This window comes from Cupriavidus pauculus (assembly GCF_008693385.1).
GTDB lineage: Bacteria > Pseudomonadota > Gammaproteobacteria > Burkholderiales > Burkholderiaceae > Cupriavidus > Cupriavidus pauculus_D.
The window spans coordinates 1,027,271-1,042,351 of the sequence record NZ_CP044065.1; the positions used below are offsets into that span (position 1 = coordinate 1,027,271).

13 protein-coding genes are annotated in these 15,081 nt (G+C 66.7%); 4 read left to right on the forward strand and 9 right to left on the reverse strand.

What is annotated here, in order from left to right:
• Positions 1 to 39 precede the first annotated feature (39 nt).
• Positions 40 to 3,492 (reverse strand): transcription-repair coupling factor, encoded by a 3,453-nt coding sequence (mfd, locus tag FOB72_RS04755; RefSeq protein WP_150371469.1) that lies wholly within the window; start codon positions 3,490 to 3,492, stop codon positions 40 to 42.
• A 199-nt stretch (positions 3,493 to 3,691) separates the two neighbouring features.
• On the opposite strand from mfd, the gene ispD reads away from it, so the two are divergent.
• Together ispD and ispF are read left to right on the forward strand one after the other, a co-directional pair.
• On the forward strand, positions 3,692 to 4,483 hold the full coding sequence (ispD, locus tag FOB72_RS04760) for a 2-C-methyl-D-erythritol 4-phosphate cytidylyltransferase (RefSeq protein ID WP_223851413.1): 792 nt from the start codon (positions 3,692 to 3,694) through the stop codon (positions 4,481 to 4,483).
• Between the two features lie 33 nt (positions 4,484 to 4,516).
• On the forward strand, positions 4,517 to 5,023 hold the full coding sequence (ispF, locus tag FOB72_RS04765; RefSeq protein WP_150371470.1) for a 2-C-methyl-D-erythritol 2,4-cyclodiphosphate synthase: 507 nt from the start codon (positions 4,517 to 4,519) through the stop codon (positions 5,021 to 5,023).
• Positions 5,024 to 5,029: 6 nt separating this feature from the next.
• Here the strand turns inward: ispF and FOB72_RS04770 are convergent, their stop codons facing one another.
• From FOB72_RS04770 to ompR, 6 genes are all read right to left on the reverse strand, one after another.
• Positions 5,030 to 5,614 carry a GNAT family N-acetyltransferase gene (locus tag FOB72_RS04770; RefSeq protein WP_150371471.1) on the reverse strand — a complete coding sequence of 195 codons (585 nt, stop codon included), beginning with the start codon at positions 5,612 to 5,614 and terminating at the stop codon, positions 5,030 to 5,032.
• 210 nt (positions 5,615 to 5,824) lie between these two features.
• A complete protein-coding gene (locus FOB72_RS04775; RefSeq protein ID WP_150371472.1) occupies positions 5,825 to 6,346 on the reverse strand; it encodes a carboxymuconolactone decarboxylase family protein in 522 nt (173 codons plus the stop codon).
• A gap of 94 nt (positions 6,347 to 6,440) precedes the next feature.
• Positions 6,441 to 6,989, reverse strand: coding sequence for a peroxiredoxin (locus FOB72_RS04780; protein ID WP_109580860.1), 549 nt, complete (start codon positions 6,987 to 6,989; stop codon positions 6,441 to 6,443).
• Positions 6,990 to 7,237: 248 nt separating this feature from the next.
• Entirely contained in the window at positions 7,238 to 8,557 is a 1,320-nt protein-coding gene (locus FOB72_RS04785; RefSeq protein WP_150371473.1) for an MFS transporter, read from the reverse strand.
• Positions 8,558 to 8,731: 174 nt separating this feature from the next.
• The gene (locus FOB72_RS04790) at positions 8,732 to 10,084 is read right to left on the reverse strand and encodes an ATP-binding protein (RefSeq protein ID WP_150371474.1); all 1,353 of its coding nucleotides are present in this window, start codon (positions 10,082 to 10,084) and stop codon (positions 8,732 to 8,734) included.
• A gap of 24 nt (positions 10,085 to 10,108) precedes the next feature.
• On the reverse strand, positions 10,109 to 10,831 hold the full coding sequence (gene ompR, locus FOB72_RS04795; protein WP_006576352.1) for a two-component system response regulator OmpR: 723 nt from the start codon (positions 10,829 to 10,831) through the stop codon (positions 10,109 to 10,111).
• A 270-nt stretch (positions 10,832 to 11,101) separates the two neighbouring features.
• On the opposite strand from ompR, the gene FOB72_RS04800 reads away from it, so the two are divergent.
• Positions 11,102 to 11,428 carry a hypothetical protein gene (locus FOB72_RS04800; RefSeq protein ID WP_223851414.1) on the forward strand — a complete coding sequence of 109 codons (327 nt, stop codon included), beginning with the start codon at positions 11,102 to 11,104 and terminating at the stop codon, positions 11,426 to 11,428.
• Between the two features lie 21 nt (positions 11,429 to 11,449).
• Here FOB72_RS04800 and FOB72_RS04805 read toward each other — a convergent pair whose 3' ends face one another.
• The gene (locus FOB72_RS04805) at positions 11,450 to 12,721 is read right to left on the reverse strand and encodes a Zn-dependent hydrolase (RefSeq protein WP_150371476.1); all 1,272 of its coding nucleotides are present in this window, start codon (positions 12,719 to 12,721) and stop codon (positions 11,450 to 11,452) included.
• 67 nt (positions 12,722 to 12,788) lie between these two features.
• Entirely contained in the window at positions 12,789 to 13,631 is an 843-nt protein-coding gene (gene hpnD, locus FOB72_RS04810) for a presqualene diphosphate synthase HpnD (protein ID WP_150371477.1), read from the reverse strand.
• Between the two features lie 285 nt (positions 13,632 to 13,916).
• Between hpnD and FOB72_RS04815 the strand changes: the two genes are divergently transcribed.
• The gene (locus FOB72_RS04815; RefSeq protein ID WP_223851475.1) at positions 13,917 to 15,080 is read left to right on the forward strand and encodes an efflux RND transporter periplasmic adaptor subunit; all 1,164 of its coding nucleotides are present in this window, start codon (positions 13,917 to 13,919) and stop codon (positions 15,078 to 15,080) included.
• Position 15,081: the final 1 nt, after the last annotated feature.

A 15,081-nucleotide genomic window follows, 5' to 3' on the forward strand; every position in this document is an offset into this window, starting at 1 on the left:
CGGTAGGAATAATGGTCGATGCTACACCCGCGGCGGCCGTCAGGCCAACTGACGCAGCGTGTGCTTGATCGTCTGGGCGCGCACGGCGACATCGGGCATCTTCGCCTCGATGCGCAGCTTGTCCTGCCCCGCCAGCTTGATATGGCGGTTCTTCTGCACGAGGTCGATGATGCGAATGGCGTCGATGGGCGGGTTCGGCACGAACTGCATGCTGATGCTGGCCTCGCCCGCATCGATCTTGCGCACGCCGAGCGGCGCGGCCGCGATGCGCAGCCGGTGCGTTTCCACGAGCGCCTGCGCCTGCGCGGGCAGCCGGCCGAAGCGGTCGATGAGTTCTTCCTGAATATCGTCCACGCGCTCGGCCGTCTCGCAGTTGGCCAGGCGCTTGTACAGCGACAGGCGTTCGTGCACGTCGGCGCAGTAGTCGTTCGGCAGCAGCGCGGGCGTGCCGAGGTTGATCTCGGTGGTCGCCGCGAGCGGCGCCATCAGGTCGGGTTCCTTGCCCGCCTTGAGCGCCTTGACCGCGGCGTTGAGCATATCCGTGTACAGCTGGAAGCCGATCTCGTGGATCTCGCCCGACTGCTTGTCGCCGAGCACTTCGCCCGCGCCGCGGATCTCCAGATCGTGCATGGCGAGGTAGAAGCCCGCGCCGAGTTCCTCCATCTGCTGGATGGCCTCGAGGCGGCGCTGCGCCTGCTTGGTCAGGCCCTCGGGGTCGTGCACGAGCAGATACGCATAGGCCTGATGGTGCGAACGGCCGACGCGGCCGCGCAGCTGGTGCAGCTGCGCAAGGCCGAACTTGTCGGCGCGGTGGATCAGGATCGTGTTGGCCGTGGGGTTGTCGATACCGGTCTCGATGATCGTCGTGCACAGCAGGATATTGTCGCGCCGCGCCACGAAGTCCCGCATCACGCGCTCGAGCTCGCGCTCGTGCATCTGGCCATGCGCGACCGCGATGCGCGCTTCCGGCACCAGGTCCGCCAGCTTCGCGCGCTTGTTTTCGATGGTCTCCACCTCGTTGTGCAGGAAGTAGACCTGGCCGCCGCGCTTGAGCTCGCGGAGTATCGCCTCGCGAATGACGCCGTCTTCCTCGCGGCGCACGAACGTCTTGATGGCCAGCCGCTTCTGCGGCGCCGTGGCGATGACCGAGAAGTCGCGCAGGCCTTCGAGCGCCATGCCGAGCGTGCGCGGAATCGGCGTCGCGGTCAGCGTCAGCACATCGACCTCCGCGCGCAGCGACTTCAGCGCTTCCTTCTGCCGCACGCCGAAGCGGTGTTCCTCGTCGATGATCACGAGCCCCAGGCGCTGGAATTTGACTTCCTCCGACAGCAGCTTGTGCGTGCCGATGACGATATCGACGGTGCCTTCGTTGATTTGCTTGATGGCGGCGTCGATCTCCTTCTTCGTCTTGAAGCGCGACAGCTCGACGATGCGCACCGGCCATTCCGCAAAGCGGTCCGACAGCGTCTGGAAATGCTGCTCCGCGAGCAGCGTGGTGGGCGCGAGCATCGCCACCTGCTTGCCGCCAAGCACGGCCACGAAGGCCGCGCGCAGGGCGACCTCGGTCTTGCCGAAGCCGACGTCGCCACAGACCAGGCGATCCATGGGCTTGCCCGAGGTCATGTCCGCGATGACGGCGGCGATCGCGGCCGCCTGGTCGGGCGTTTCCTCGAAGCCGAAGCTCTCGGCAAACGTCTCGTAGTCCTTCGGCGACAGCGGGAATGCAAAGCCCTCGCGCAGCGCGCGGCGCGCGTACAGGTTCAGCAGTTCGGCCGCGGTATCGCGGATCTGCTGCGCGGCGCGGCGCTTGGCCTTGTCCCACTGGCCGGAGCCGAGGTGATGCAGCGGCGCGGTATCGGGATCCGCGCCCGAATAGCGCGAGATCACGTGCAGCTGATGCACGGGCACGTAGAGCTTCGAGCCCTTGTCGTAGTCGAGGTGCAGGAACTCTTCCTCGCCATTGCCCATGTCGAGCGTGACGAGTCCCTGATAGCGGCCGATGCCGTGCTCGCTATGCACGACGGGGTCGCCCACCTTGAGCTCGGCGAGGTCGCGCACCATCGAGTCGACGGCGCTCGCCTGCTCCTGCTTGCGGCGGCCCGCGCGGCGCGCGGTGCCCGCGTACAGCTCGGCCTCGGTGACGAACGCGAACGGTCCCGCGGGTAGCGCGAAGCCCGTCTGCAGCGGCGCCACCGCGATCGAGAAATGCGCATCGCCGGCGAGGAACGCGGCGAAGTCATCGACCGGTTGCGGCCGCAGGCCGCTTTCCGCGAACAACTGCAGCAGCGTTTCGCGGCGGCCGGCCGAATCCGCGCACATGAGCACGCGCGTGGCCTTGTTCAGCAGCAGCGATTCGAGGTTGACGAGCGGATCTTCGGCGCGGCGATTGACCGAGACGTCGGGCAGGGCGGTAGCCGGGGACGGCACGCCAGCCTCGGCCTCGCGCTGGAGCACGAGGCGCGCGAGCGGCTTGGCGCCGACGAAGAACTGCTCCTCCGAGAGGAACAGGTCCGACGGCGGCAGCAGTGGGCGCTCGCGGTCGTGCCGCATGAACGTATAGCGCTGCGTCGTATCGGCCCAGAACCGGCGGATCGCCTCATCGACATTGCCCGAGAACGCGAGCTGCGTATTCGCGGGCAGGTAGTCGAACACCGTCGCGCTCGATTCGAAGAACAGCGGCAGGTAGTACTCGATACCGGCCGACGGCACGCCGTTGCCGATGTCCTTGTAGATCGGGGACTTCGTGGGGTCGCCCTCGAACAACTCGCGCCAGCGGCCGCGGAACGCGGTGCGCGCGGCCTCGTCGAGCGGAAACTCGCGGCCCGGCAGCAGCCGTACTTCCTTGACCGGATAGAGGCTGCGCTGCGTATCGGGATCGAACGCGCGGATGGTCTCGATCTCGTCGCCGAACAGGTCGATCCGGTACGGCAGCGCGGAGCCCATCGGATACAGGTCGATCAGGCCGCCGCGCACGCTGTATTCGCCCGGGCGCATCACCGCGCTCACATGCTCGTAGCCCGCGAGCGTGAACTGCGCCTTGAGCGCGGATTCGTCGAGCCGCTCGCCCTGCTTGAAGAAGAATGTGTACGCCGCGAGGAACGACGGCGGCGCCAGCCGGTACAGCGCCGTCGAGGCGGGCACGATCATCACGTCGCACTGGCCGCCCTGGATATCGTGCAGCGTCGCCAGCCGCTCCGAGACCAGATCCTGGTGCGGGGAGAAGCTGTCGTACGGCAGCGTTTCCCAGTCTGGCAACAGCCGCACGCGCAGTTCGGGCGCGAACCATGGAATTTCCTCGGCCAGCCGCTGCGCGTCCGTGGCATTGGCGCAGACCACGGCGAGCATCGGCACCTGCGCGCGATGGGCGCGCATGTACGCGGCCACGAGCAGGGCATCGGACGACCCGGTCAGGCCGGTCACGGCATGACGCATGCCGGGCTTGATCAGCGGCAGCGGGAGAAAACCAAACGAAGCGGATGTGGTGTCGGGCATTGGCAACTGGGGCGCAACCTGGGTGAAGCAAAAGGGGCGATACAAAACGACAACGCCCCGCCGGCAGTGCGGGCGGGGGGTCATCGATTCGGCGTGCCCGGGGGCGCCGGTGTGGCGGCGGGCGAAGGCCATATTATAGAATGCGGACCGGCCACACTGCTGGCCGCTACCGAACCCGAACATCGCCCCCCGGAGAACCGTGTCCCATCCGCGTCCCGATAGCCGCCCCGAGCGCCCCGACCGAAGATTCGCCCTGATTCCCTGCGCGGGCACCGGCAGCCGCGCGGGCGGCACGGTCGCCAAGCAATACCAGACGGTCGCCGGGCGTCCGATGATCTGGTATGCGCTGGCGGCCTTCTCGGCATGCGACGCGATCTCCGCCACGGCGCTGGTGCTCGCGCCCGACGATATGCCGCTGGAATCGCGCTTCGGCGCGGCCACGTTTGCCGGCCTGCGCTTCGACACCGCGTTCGTCGGCGGCGACAGCCGCCATGCATCGGTGCTGGCGGGCCTGCATCACCTCGCGCAACTGGGTGCCGTCGATACCGACTGGGTGCTCGTGCACGACGCCGCGCGGCCGGGGCTGACGCCGGCCATGATCCATGCGCTCGTGCGCGCCGTGGAAGCCGATGGCGACGACGATCCCGATGCCGCCATCGGCGGCATTCTCGCGGTGCCCGTGCCGGATACGCTCAAACGCGCGGACGATGCCGGTATCGGGGCCAGCGTCGGTGCCAGAATCGGCACCACGGTCCCGCGCGACGGCCTGTGGCAGGCGCAGACGCCGCAGATGTTCCGCGTCGGCGTCCTGCGCGAGGCATTGCGCGACGCGATGGCGGCGGGCGCGGTGGTGACCGACGAAGCGAGCGCGATCGAACGGCTGGGGCTGCATCCGCGCCTCGTCAACGGATCGCTGCGCAATTTCAAGGTCACGTATCCCGAAGATTTCGCTTTGGCAGAAGTCCTGCTTGGCACCGGTGCCTCGCAGTAAGCTGCCCATTTTCAAGATTCGCAAGGAGTTGCATTGAATCCGTTCGATATCCGCGTGGGGCAGGGCTATGACGTGCACGCCCTGGTGCCGGGACGCAAGCTGATTCTCGGCGGCGTGGACATTCCCCACGATCGCGGCCTGCTGGGCCATTCCGATGCCGACGCGCTGCTGCACGCCGTCACCGATGCGCTGTTCGGCGCGGCGGGGCTCGGCGATATCGGCCGTCATTTCCCCGATACCGACGCGCAGTTCAAGGGCGCGGACAGCCGCGTGCTGTTGCGCGAGTGCGCGAAGCGCGTGCGCGCGGCGGGCTACGAAATCGGCAACGTGGACGCCACCGTGATCGCGCAGCAGCCGAAGCTCGCACCGCATATCACGGGCATGGTCACCAACCTGGCCGAGGATCTCGGGATCGATCCGACGCGTTGCAACGTCAAGGCCAAGACCAACGAGAAGCTCGGCTTCGAGGGCCGTCAGGAAGGTATCGTCGCGCAGGCCGCGGTGCTGATCTGGCGCCGCGGCGGCGACGCGCAGGACTGAGCCGCGTCAGGGAGCGGGCGCCGGCGATGGCGCCGCCGGCTCCTCGGGCGTGATCGGGTACACGTAGTCGATCAGACGGGCCATCGCGCCGCTGCGCGCGCCGGCCTCGGTCCGCTTGGTGAAGCCCATCTGCTGGCAGAGCCGGTTGGCCGATTCCATCTCCGGCATCGCGCGCACGACCAGCGTGGTCGCGCCGATATCGCGCGCGCGCTGGATGCAGATCTGCATGAGTGTATGGCCAAGGCCCAGTCCGCGTGCCTGCGGACTGACCGACAGCAGCCGCGCCTCGGGCTGCGTCAGCGTGATCGTGCTGCCGTCGAGCGCGGGCAGCGTGGCGCCGGGATGGCAGAACAGCACCGCGCCGCTGATGCCGTGATCGCTCTCCGCGACCCACCACTCCATATCGGCGTTCTTCGACGCCGCCAGCACGGACTGCATGCCGCGCTGGAACGACGCACGGCAGTCTTCCATGATCTCGAGTTCGTACTGCGCGTAGGCCTGCTGCGTGACCGCGGCAATATCGCCCCAGTCGTGCGCGGCCGCGAGGCGGTACCGGAAACGGGGCGAGTTATGCGAAGGCAGGGTGCTCATGGTGAGGTGGTTTTGCCAGTCGTGCCGTCGATTGTATGCCTATCGACATGCCCGTGCAGCCTCGCAAAAACCTGTATTGCGAGAGAAAACAAAAAAGCCCGCTCCCCAATGCGGGGGCGGGCTGCGGGGGCCGCTCTGTGGCGGAGCGCTCGTTGTGCCGGGCGCCGATTGTGACGTACGTGACTGTGACGTCGATTACTGTGACGTCGATTACTGTGCGGCAATGACGTTGGCGGCCGCGCCGATCACGGCGGCGATGCGGCCCACGTCGCGCAGCTGCTGCGCGGACATGCCTTGCTCGTTCTTGAGCAGGTGATAGTGCGACTTCACGCAGAAATGGCACTTGCCGATGATCGACGCCGACAGGGCATACATCTCGAAGCGGCGCTTGTCCACACCACCATGGGTAGCGTAGGCATTCATGCGCAGGCCGGCCGGCTGGCTCGCCAGATCGGGATCGTCGGCCATCTCGATATACGGATACCAGACGTTGTTCATGCCCATCAGCGCGGCCGCGGTCAGCGCGGCGTTGGTTTCCTCGGGCGACAGCACGTTCGCGTTGCGGATCGCATCGACGATCACACGGCTTTGCGCGGCAAACGCGGCGGCCAGCGCCACGCCCACGGCATCGTTGCCTTCCAGCGACGAACGCGCGATCGTTCCGTCGATGTTCAGGCGGATGTCCTTCGCGTAATCGGGAATCAGGTTCTTAATCGTGCTAAGGAATTCCATTTATTTCTCCTATCGGCAAGGGCTCAAAAAACCCGCATGTAGCGGGTTTCCGCGCGTGAAGCGGTCGGAGACCCCTTCACGCGATCGATGGCTATTACAGCGTGGCGCCGCCAACAGCGCGGTTGCACGGGCACAGCTCGTCCGTTTGCAGACCGTCCAGGATACGCAGCACTTCTTCCGGGTTGCGGCCGACGTTCAGGTTGTTCACCGAAACGTGCTGGATCACATTGTCCGGATCGACGATGAACGTGGCACGCAGGGCCACGCCAGCAGCCTTGTCACGCACGCCCAGCTGGTCGATCAGCGAGCCGGTCACGTCGGCGAATTGCCATTGGTCCAGCTTGTTCAGGTCCTTGTGTTCACGACGCCATGCGAGCTTCACGAACTCGTTGTCGGTCGAACCGCCCAGGACGATCGCGTCGCGGTCGGCGAAGTCGCCGTTCAGCTTGGCGAAGGCCACGATTTCGGTCGGGCACACGAAGGTGAAGTCCTTCGGGTAGAAGTAGATGACCTTCCACTTGCCTTCGAACGACTTTTCGGTGATGTCTTCGAACGCCGATTGGCCGTTCTCTTCGTGGTTGTTGAAACCAGGCTTCACACCAACGATCTGGAAGGCTTCGAGCTTGTCACCAACGGTCTTCATCAGACTTCTCCTAAATACGGTTGAAAAGAGAGGCTAGCGTTACGCGATTCGGTGAAATTCTCATGAATCGTGACACGCAACAGGGCCGAATTATGCGCGGTCCTGCACCGGGGGGCCAATTGATAATCTCAAACAGGCCGATAGGCGCTGCACAATGACACCGCGCCGAGGCGATGTCTTGCGGCTTGCGAAGAGGGAAGTATGCCATGTGCGGACGCACATGGCATGGCTGCGAGGGAGGGGGAGATTCAGGCGGCGCGGAAGGCCTGTGCCTGGTTGCGCTGGCGGAAGATCGCCAGCGTGGCCCCGAGGCCGCACGCGGCGGCGAACATCAGCCAGAGGCCCGGCGCGGCCTTGTTGCCGGTGGCGTGGATCAGATACGTCGAGACGGCCGGCGTGAAACCGCCGAACAGCGCCGTGGCGAGGCTGTAGGCCAGCGAGAAGCCCGTCGTGCGCACCGCGGGCGGCATGACCTCGGCCAGCGCCACGACCATCGCGCCGTTATAGCTGCCGTACAGGAACGAGAGCCAGAGCTCTACCGTGAGCAGGCGGCCGAACGATGGTTCGGCGACGAGCCACGTCACGGCCGGATACGCGGTCAGCAGCGTAAGGATCGTGAACGTCACGAGCAGCGGCTTGCGGCCGATGCGGTCGGACACGGCGCCCATCAGCGGCAGCCAGATAAAGTTGGACAGGCCCACGCACATGGTCACGACGAGGTTGTCCACCTCGTCGAGATGCAGCACGGTCTTGCCGAACGTCGGCGTGTAGGCGGTGATCATGTAGAACGACACCGTGGTCATCACGACCATCAGGCAGCCCGCGATGATGATGCGCCAGTTGTCGAGCATCGAGCGGTAGATCTCGCGCGGCGTCGGGCGATGCTTGCGCGCGCGGAACGCTTCGGTTTCCTCGAGCGAACGGCGAATCAGGAACAGGAACGGCACGATCAGGCAGCCGATGAGGAACGGCACGCGCCAGCCCCATGCATCCATTTCGGCGGGGGCGAGCGTCGCGTGCAGCAGCACGCCGAGCAGGCCCGCGAAGATCACCGCGACCTGCTGGCTGGCCGACTGCCAGGCCACATAGAAGCCCTTGTGGCCGGGCTTGGCGATCTCCGACAGATACACGGACACGCCGCCGAGTTCGACGCCGGCCGAGAAGCCCTGCAACAGGCGGCCGGCCAGGACGAGCAGCGGCGCGGCCACGCCGATCGTCGCGTATCCGGGCACGAGCGCGATCAGCAGCGTGCCGGCCGCCATCATGATCAGCGTAAGGATCAGGCCCTTGCGGCGGCCGTGATGGTCGATATACGCGCCGAGCACGATGGCGCCGAGCGGCCGCATCAGGAAGCCCGCGCCGAACGTCGCGAGCGACAGCATGAGCGAGGCGAACTCGTTGCCGCTGGGGAAGAACGTACGGGCGATGGCGGCGGCGTAGAAGCCGTACACCATGAAGTCGTACATTTCGAGGAAGTTGCCGCTGACGACACGGAATACGGTGCGGAAACCGTGCTGCGGTGCGGACGTGGCGGGGGTGTCGGCGGTGCCGGGGGTGCTGATTGACATGGGAGCGTCTCTCGCCATCGTCGGGACCGATGGCATCGTTATGTTGATGCCATGCAGTCTGCGCGCCGCCGCTGTCATTCCGCTGTCAACAGCCTTTCAACTTGATTTCAATGGCTGTCGAAAACCTGTCAATGGGCACGAATGTGCGCAAGACCGGTGCCCAACGCCAGGGGCTCAGGCGCGCCGGAAGTACGCGCTGATCACGAGGCCGCTGGCCGGCGCCTGCCGGTTGGCCAGCACGAGGCGGCCGCCGTTGCGCTGCAGGATGCGGTTCACGATCGACATGCCGAGGCCCGCGCCCTTGGCCTCGCTGCGCGCCGCGTCCAGCCGGTAGAACGGCCGGGTGAGCAGCGGCAACTGCGCCTCGGGCACGCCGGTGCCGTGGTCGGACACGGTCATGACCGCTTCCTTGTCCTCGGTGCGCGTGGTGATCTCCACCACGGCCATGCCGGTTTCCTCGTCCTTGGCATAGCGCCGCGCGTTCTCGACGAGGTTGTCGAGAATCCGCTGCACCTCCATGCGGTTGGCCATCGCCATGACGGGGCCCGTGCTGCGCACGTGCACGCGCACGTCGTCGTGCGCGGCCGCGTAGACGCCCACCGCGTCCTGCACGAGCGCGGACAGGTCCACCGGTTCCAGCGTTTCCTGCGCGGGACGCGCGTAGTTCAGGAACTGCCCGATGATCGCGTCCATCTGCTCGATATCGGAGATCATGGCCTCGCGCGTGGCCGCGTCGGCGGGCGAGAGCTCGGTCTCCAGCCGCAGGCGCGTAAGCGGCGTGCGCAGGTCATGCGAGATGCCCGCGAGCATCACCACGCGATCGTCGTCGAGCTGCCGCAGGTCGCGGACCATCTGGTTGAAGCTGTGGTTGGCCTGCGCCACCTCGCTCGCGCCATCCTCGTTGAGCAATGGCGCTTCGCCGCCGGTACCGATCTGGCGGGCGGCATTCGCAAGCCGCTTGAGCGGGTAGTTCACGCGCGCGGTGATGAACGCCGCGCCGAAGATCGACAGCAGCAGCGCGGCGATGGTCCACCAGAGCCACTGGATACCGGACACGCGTTCGAAACGCTCGGGACTGATCGCGACCCAGTAGTCGTCGCCCTCGATCTCGAAGCTGACCCAGACACCGGGAATATCGTTGACCGTGGTCGCGATGACGGTGTCCTCGCCCAGGCGCCCGCGAATTTCCTGCTGCACGAGCTGCGTGAGGAACGGGTTCGCGGTGGGCACGGCGAAGTCGTCGTCCTTCTCGCGCGGATAGACCTTGATGCCTTCGTTCTGCACGAGGTCGAGCAGAAGGAACCGGCGCCGCGCGGGGTCGGAGTAGAGGAGAGCGGCACGCGTGAGCTTGACCACGCTGACGACCTGCATGGCGATCTGCTGGGCACGCGGTGCGCGTTCGAAGAGCCGATAGCTCTGGAACCAGATACCCAGCGAGATCGCCAGCAACAGGGCGATCAGCATGAAGGTTCGCCAGAATAGCGAACCGAAGAACCGCGTTGCGGTACGGCCTAGGGCGGTCGCCACGATACAGACTGTGGACGGACCGAATTACTTCACGCCATCGGGGATGAAGACGTAGCCGAGCCCCCAGACCGTCTGGATGAACCGGGGGTTGCCCGGATCCGGCTCGATCAGCTTGCGCAGGCGGGAGATCTGGACGTCGAGGCTGCGATCGAAGACTTCGTATTCGCGGCCGCGCGCCATTTCCATGAGCTTTTCGCGCGAGAGCGGCTGGCGCGGATGGCGCGCGAAGACCTTGAGCACCGAGAACTCGCCCGTGGTGAGCGTGATTTCCTCGTCGTTCTTGGTCAGCGTGCGCGTGGCCAGGTTGAGCACGAAGTCGCCGAACGCGAACGTCTCGGGCGTCTCCGACGGGGCGCCCGGCACTTCCGCCGGACCCTTGCGGCGCAGCACCGCGTGAATGCGCGCGATCAGCTCGCGCGGATTGAACGGCTTGGGCAGGTAGTCGTCCGCGCCCATCTCGAGGCCGACGATGCGGTCGACATCCTCGCCCTTGGCGGTGAGCATGATGATCGGGGTCTGGTCGTTGGCGCCGCGCAGGCGTCGGCAGATCGAGAGGCCGTCCTCGCCCGGCATCATCAGGTCGAGCACCAGCAGGTCGAAACGCTCGCGCAGCCAAAGCTTGTTCATGGCCGTGGCGTTCTCAGCGACCAGCACCGTGAAGCCCTGTTCGCCGAGGTAGCGGCGCAGCAGGTCGCGCAGGCGGGGGTCGTCGTCCACGACGAGAATCTTGTGGCTCGTATTTTCCATGGCGGTATCTTAGCGACTATCGGTTTTGCTCAAAATGGCTTAACAAAACGTTACATACTTTACCCCGTGGTATGGCGGCGTGCATCAATAGTGCATTTACACTCCGCACACCGTTTAGGCAGGCAAGGATTTATGCCGCCCCGCCACGGGACAGACGATGGGAAGACGGCGGGAAATCGAAACCGACATTATCCAATGAAAGTGAAGCAATACCGGCACGGGCAAACCCTGCGTCGCGCAACATGCGCGCGGGCTGCGTCGATTGCCGGCATGGTCATTGCCGTTTGCCTGCTGCCGCACGCCGCGCGCGCCCAATCGGCGGGCATGGCCAATTTGCTCCACCATCCTCCCGCGCCGGCCTCTCCGGCTTCCCCTGCCTCCGACGGACGTGCCCATGCCAACGCCGCGCATGAACGGGCCGACCAGCGCGAGGCACGCGCCCGCGCCGAGAAATACCGTACCGAACGCGACATGGCCGAACGCGCGACGCGTCAGGGCCCCGGTGGCGGCAATCCCAAGCTGTCGCCCGACGAGCGCAAGACGCTGCGCAAGAATCTGTTCGACCTCAGCAAGGAAATGTACTCCGGCGGAGGCTGACCCGGTTTCACGCCCTGCGTTTTATCCGGCGTTCGCCCGGAAATGCCGCAGGAAGTCCACGAACGTCTCGGCCGCCAGCTGCGCATCTTCCGCCGTGATCGTCTCCAGCGGGTTATGGCTGATGCCGCCATTGCCGCAGCGCACGAACAGCATGGCCACGTCGGTGATCCGTTGCATCATCATCGCGTCGTGCCCGGCGCCCGACGGCAGCTCGAATGCCTCGAGCCCGCGCTTCTTCAGCACCGCCCCGAACTGATCCATGAGCCAGCGCGCGCACGGCGCGTTGTTGACCGGCGTGACGCGGTCCACGGTCGCCGACAGGCCACGCCGCGCGGCAATGGCCTGGATGCCCGCGAGGATATCGGCAATGGCCGCTTCGCGAATGCCGTCCTCGCCCGCGCGAATGTCCATCGAGAACACGCACGCGCCCGGAATCACGTTGCTGGAGCCGTTGGGCACCTGGAGCTGGCCGACCGTGCCGACGAGCGTGGGCACCTGCGCGCAGCGCGACTCCACCAGCAGGGTCATTTCCGCGGCGCCCGTGGCCGCATCGCGGCGCATGTCCATGGGCGTGGTGCCCGCATGGCTCGCGAGGCCTTCCACGCGCACCTGAAAGCGGCTGCTGCCCGCGATCTGCGTGACGATGCCGAGCGGCAGGCCGCGGTTGAGCAGCACCGGACCCTGTTCGATATGCACTTCGACGAAACCGGCCAGCGTGGCGGGATCGACGGCCGCTGCCCGCAATGCCGCCGCCTGGGACTCCGCCGAACTGGCTGCACCCGGAAAGCCCGCGGCGCCGAGCGCGTCGCGCATCGAGATGCCATCGGTATCCTCGCGGTCCAGCAGCGCTTCGTCGAACCGGCCCGCGAGCACACTGCTGGCGAGAAAGCTCGTCTTGAAGCGCAGGCCTTCTTCCTCCGCGAAGCCGACCACCTCGAAGTGATAGGGCAGGCGGATGCCGGCGGCGTTCAGCGCGCCCACCACGACGATCGGCAGCAGGATGCCGAGCCGGCCGTCATAGCGGCCGCCGTTGCGCACGGTATCGAAGTGCGAGCCCGTCATCAGGACTTTGGGATCGGTGGCGGACGGGTCCGCCGCGTAGCGGCCGATCACGTTGCCGATGGCGTCGATGCGCACCTGCATGCCGGCGTCTTCCATCCACTTGACGAGCTGCGCCTGGGTGGCGCTGTGCGCGGGCGTCAGGAACGCGCAGGTGAGCCCGTCTTCCATGTCGGAGAAGCGCGCGAGCGCGGCGGCGTGATCGAGGATCGTCTGGCCGAGAGTGGGGGTCATGATGTCTGGCGAAAGAGTTTGGGAGCGTGCGTGGGGGAGCGTGCGTGGGGGAGTCGTGCGGACGCGATCACGCAAATTTCATCCACGTGCGCCATGCGATCCACAGCTTGCGCAGCGGTGTCAGCGCGATGCGCTGATGCAGCACCTGGAAGTCGCTGGCCTCGATTTCGTCGAGCAGCTTGTGCGAGATCGCGCTGAGCACGAGCGCGGCACGCTGCGCGCGGCGGTCCCGGCGCGGCAGCAGCGCCATGGCCTCGTCGCGCAACGCGCGGGCGCGCGCGGCCTGTTCCTTCATTAGCGCGACAAAGCGATCGGAGTGGCGCGACTGCAGGATATCTGCCGCGGGGACTTCGAAGCGCTGGAGCGTATCGACGGGAATGTAGATGCGGCCGCGCCGCGCGTCCTCGCCGATATCGCGCACGATATGCACGCGCAGCAGCGAGAGCCACAGCTTTTCCGCATGGGCGAGCGTGGCATCGTCCTGATACCCGAGCACGCGCGCGTTCAAACGGCCGAATGCACCGGCCACGCACTGACAGAATCGCTGCAGGCCGATATCGTCGAGATAGCGCGACTGGTTCAGATCCATCTCCATGCCGTCGAGCACCTCGCTCATGTCGGCCTCGGTCAGCGCCGAGCGATGGGGCAGCAGCGCCTGCGTGATCGGATGCGTCGGCGGCTGCGACGGATCGTCGCGGAACAGCCGGCGGATCTCGCCGCGCCACCAGTCCAGCCGCTGGTGGGCCACGCCCGCGTCATGCGTGTCGTGGACGAGGTCGTCCAGCTCGCGGCGCCATGCGTGCAGGGCCGTGATCGCACGCCGGCGATCCTGCGGCAGGAACAGGAAGCTGTAATACAGGCTGGAGCCGCTCTGGGCGGCCTTGTCTTGACAATACTGATCGGGCGTCACGCCGGCCTCGGACTTTGTGGGGGCTGCGGGCCAGCATTTAACCATAGGTTGCGCCGCGCATGCGGCCGGCGGTGGCTTGTCAACCGCTCGCGCCCCCAATCGCGCGTTCGGTCGCACTGGCGTTTGACGCACCTCGGGCGGATCGTTATATTACTGACCGGCAAGTTATTTACTGGTTTTCGCAACGATTTTCCGATCGATCCCTTGATGCCTGCACCGCCTTCCGGGCCTCGGTCCGACTCTCCCCGGTATCCCGTCCCTTCCGCGCGTGTGGGCGGGGTGCTGATGGCGGGCGCGCTGGCACTGGCGCTCGCGGGCTGCGGCAAACCGAAGGAAGCGGAGCCGGAGGTACGCCCGGTCCGGCTGATGCAGCTGCATCCGGCCGCCGGACAGACCGCGTTCGAGTTTTCCGGCGAGGTGCGGCCCCGCGTCGAGTCGCGGCTCGGCTTTCGCGTCAGCGGCAAGATTGCGGCGCGCCTCGTGGACGTGGGCGCCAACGTGCGCAAGGGCCAGCCGCTGGCGCGGCTGGATCCCACAGACCTCGCGCTGGCCGAGCAGGGCTCGCGGGCGCAATACGACGCGGCCAAAACCGATCGCGATCTCGCGGCTTCCGATCTCAGGCGCTACAACGAACTGTTCAACCGCGGCTTTATCAGCGCGGCCGAGCAGCACCGCCGGCAGGCCACCTTCGACGCCGCGGCCTCGCGCCTCCAGCAGGCCGAGGCCGGGCTGCGCAACCAGGCGAACCAGACCGGTTACGCGGTGCTGGCCGCCGACGCCGATGGCGTGGTCACCGCGATCGATGCCGAAGTGGGGCAGGTGGTGACGCCGGGCCAGCCCGTGACTCGCGTGGCGCAGACGGCCGAGAAGGAGGTGGCGATCGGCCTGCCCGAGGATCAGGTCGAGATGCTGCGCGCGGTCGGCGACGTGACGGTCCATACGTGGGCCGAGCCCGATCGCAAGCTGCCCGCGCGCGTGCGCGAAATCTCCGCCGCGGCCGATCCGGTGACGCGGACTTACCCTACGCGCGTCTCGGTGCCGAATCCGCCGGCCGATCTGCGCATCGGCATGACGGCCGTGGTGACGTTCCTGCGGACCGCGGAGACCGCCGCGATCCGCGTGCCGCTGACCGCGTTGCTGCAGGATCAGGGACGGAACTTCGTCTGGATCTATGAGCCCGCGAAGGTGGAACCGAAGGCCGAAACGAAAGCGGAACTGCGGGCCGATGGCAAGGTGCCCGACGAAAGCGCGCGCGGCACGGTGCGTCCGGTGCCCGTGACGCTGGGCGAGGCCATCGGCAACGATATCGTGGTACGGCAGGGCCTCGCGCCGGGGCAGACCATCGTCACGGCGGGTGTCCATCTGCTCAAGGCAGGGCAGACCGTCAAGCCGATGCAGAGCGTGACACCGGCCACGCCCGTTGCCGCCTCGGGCGGCGGCCCGAACTGAC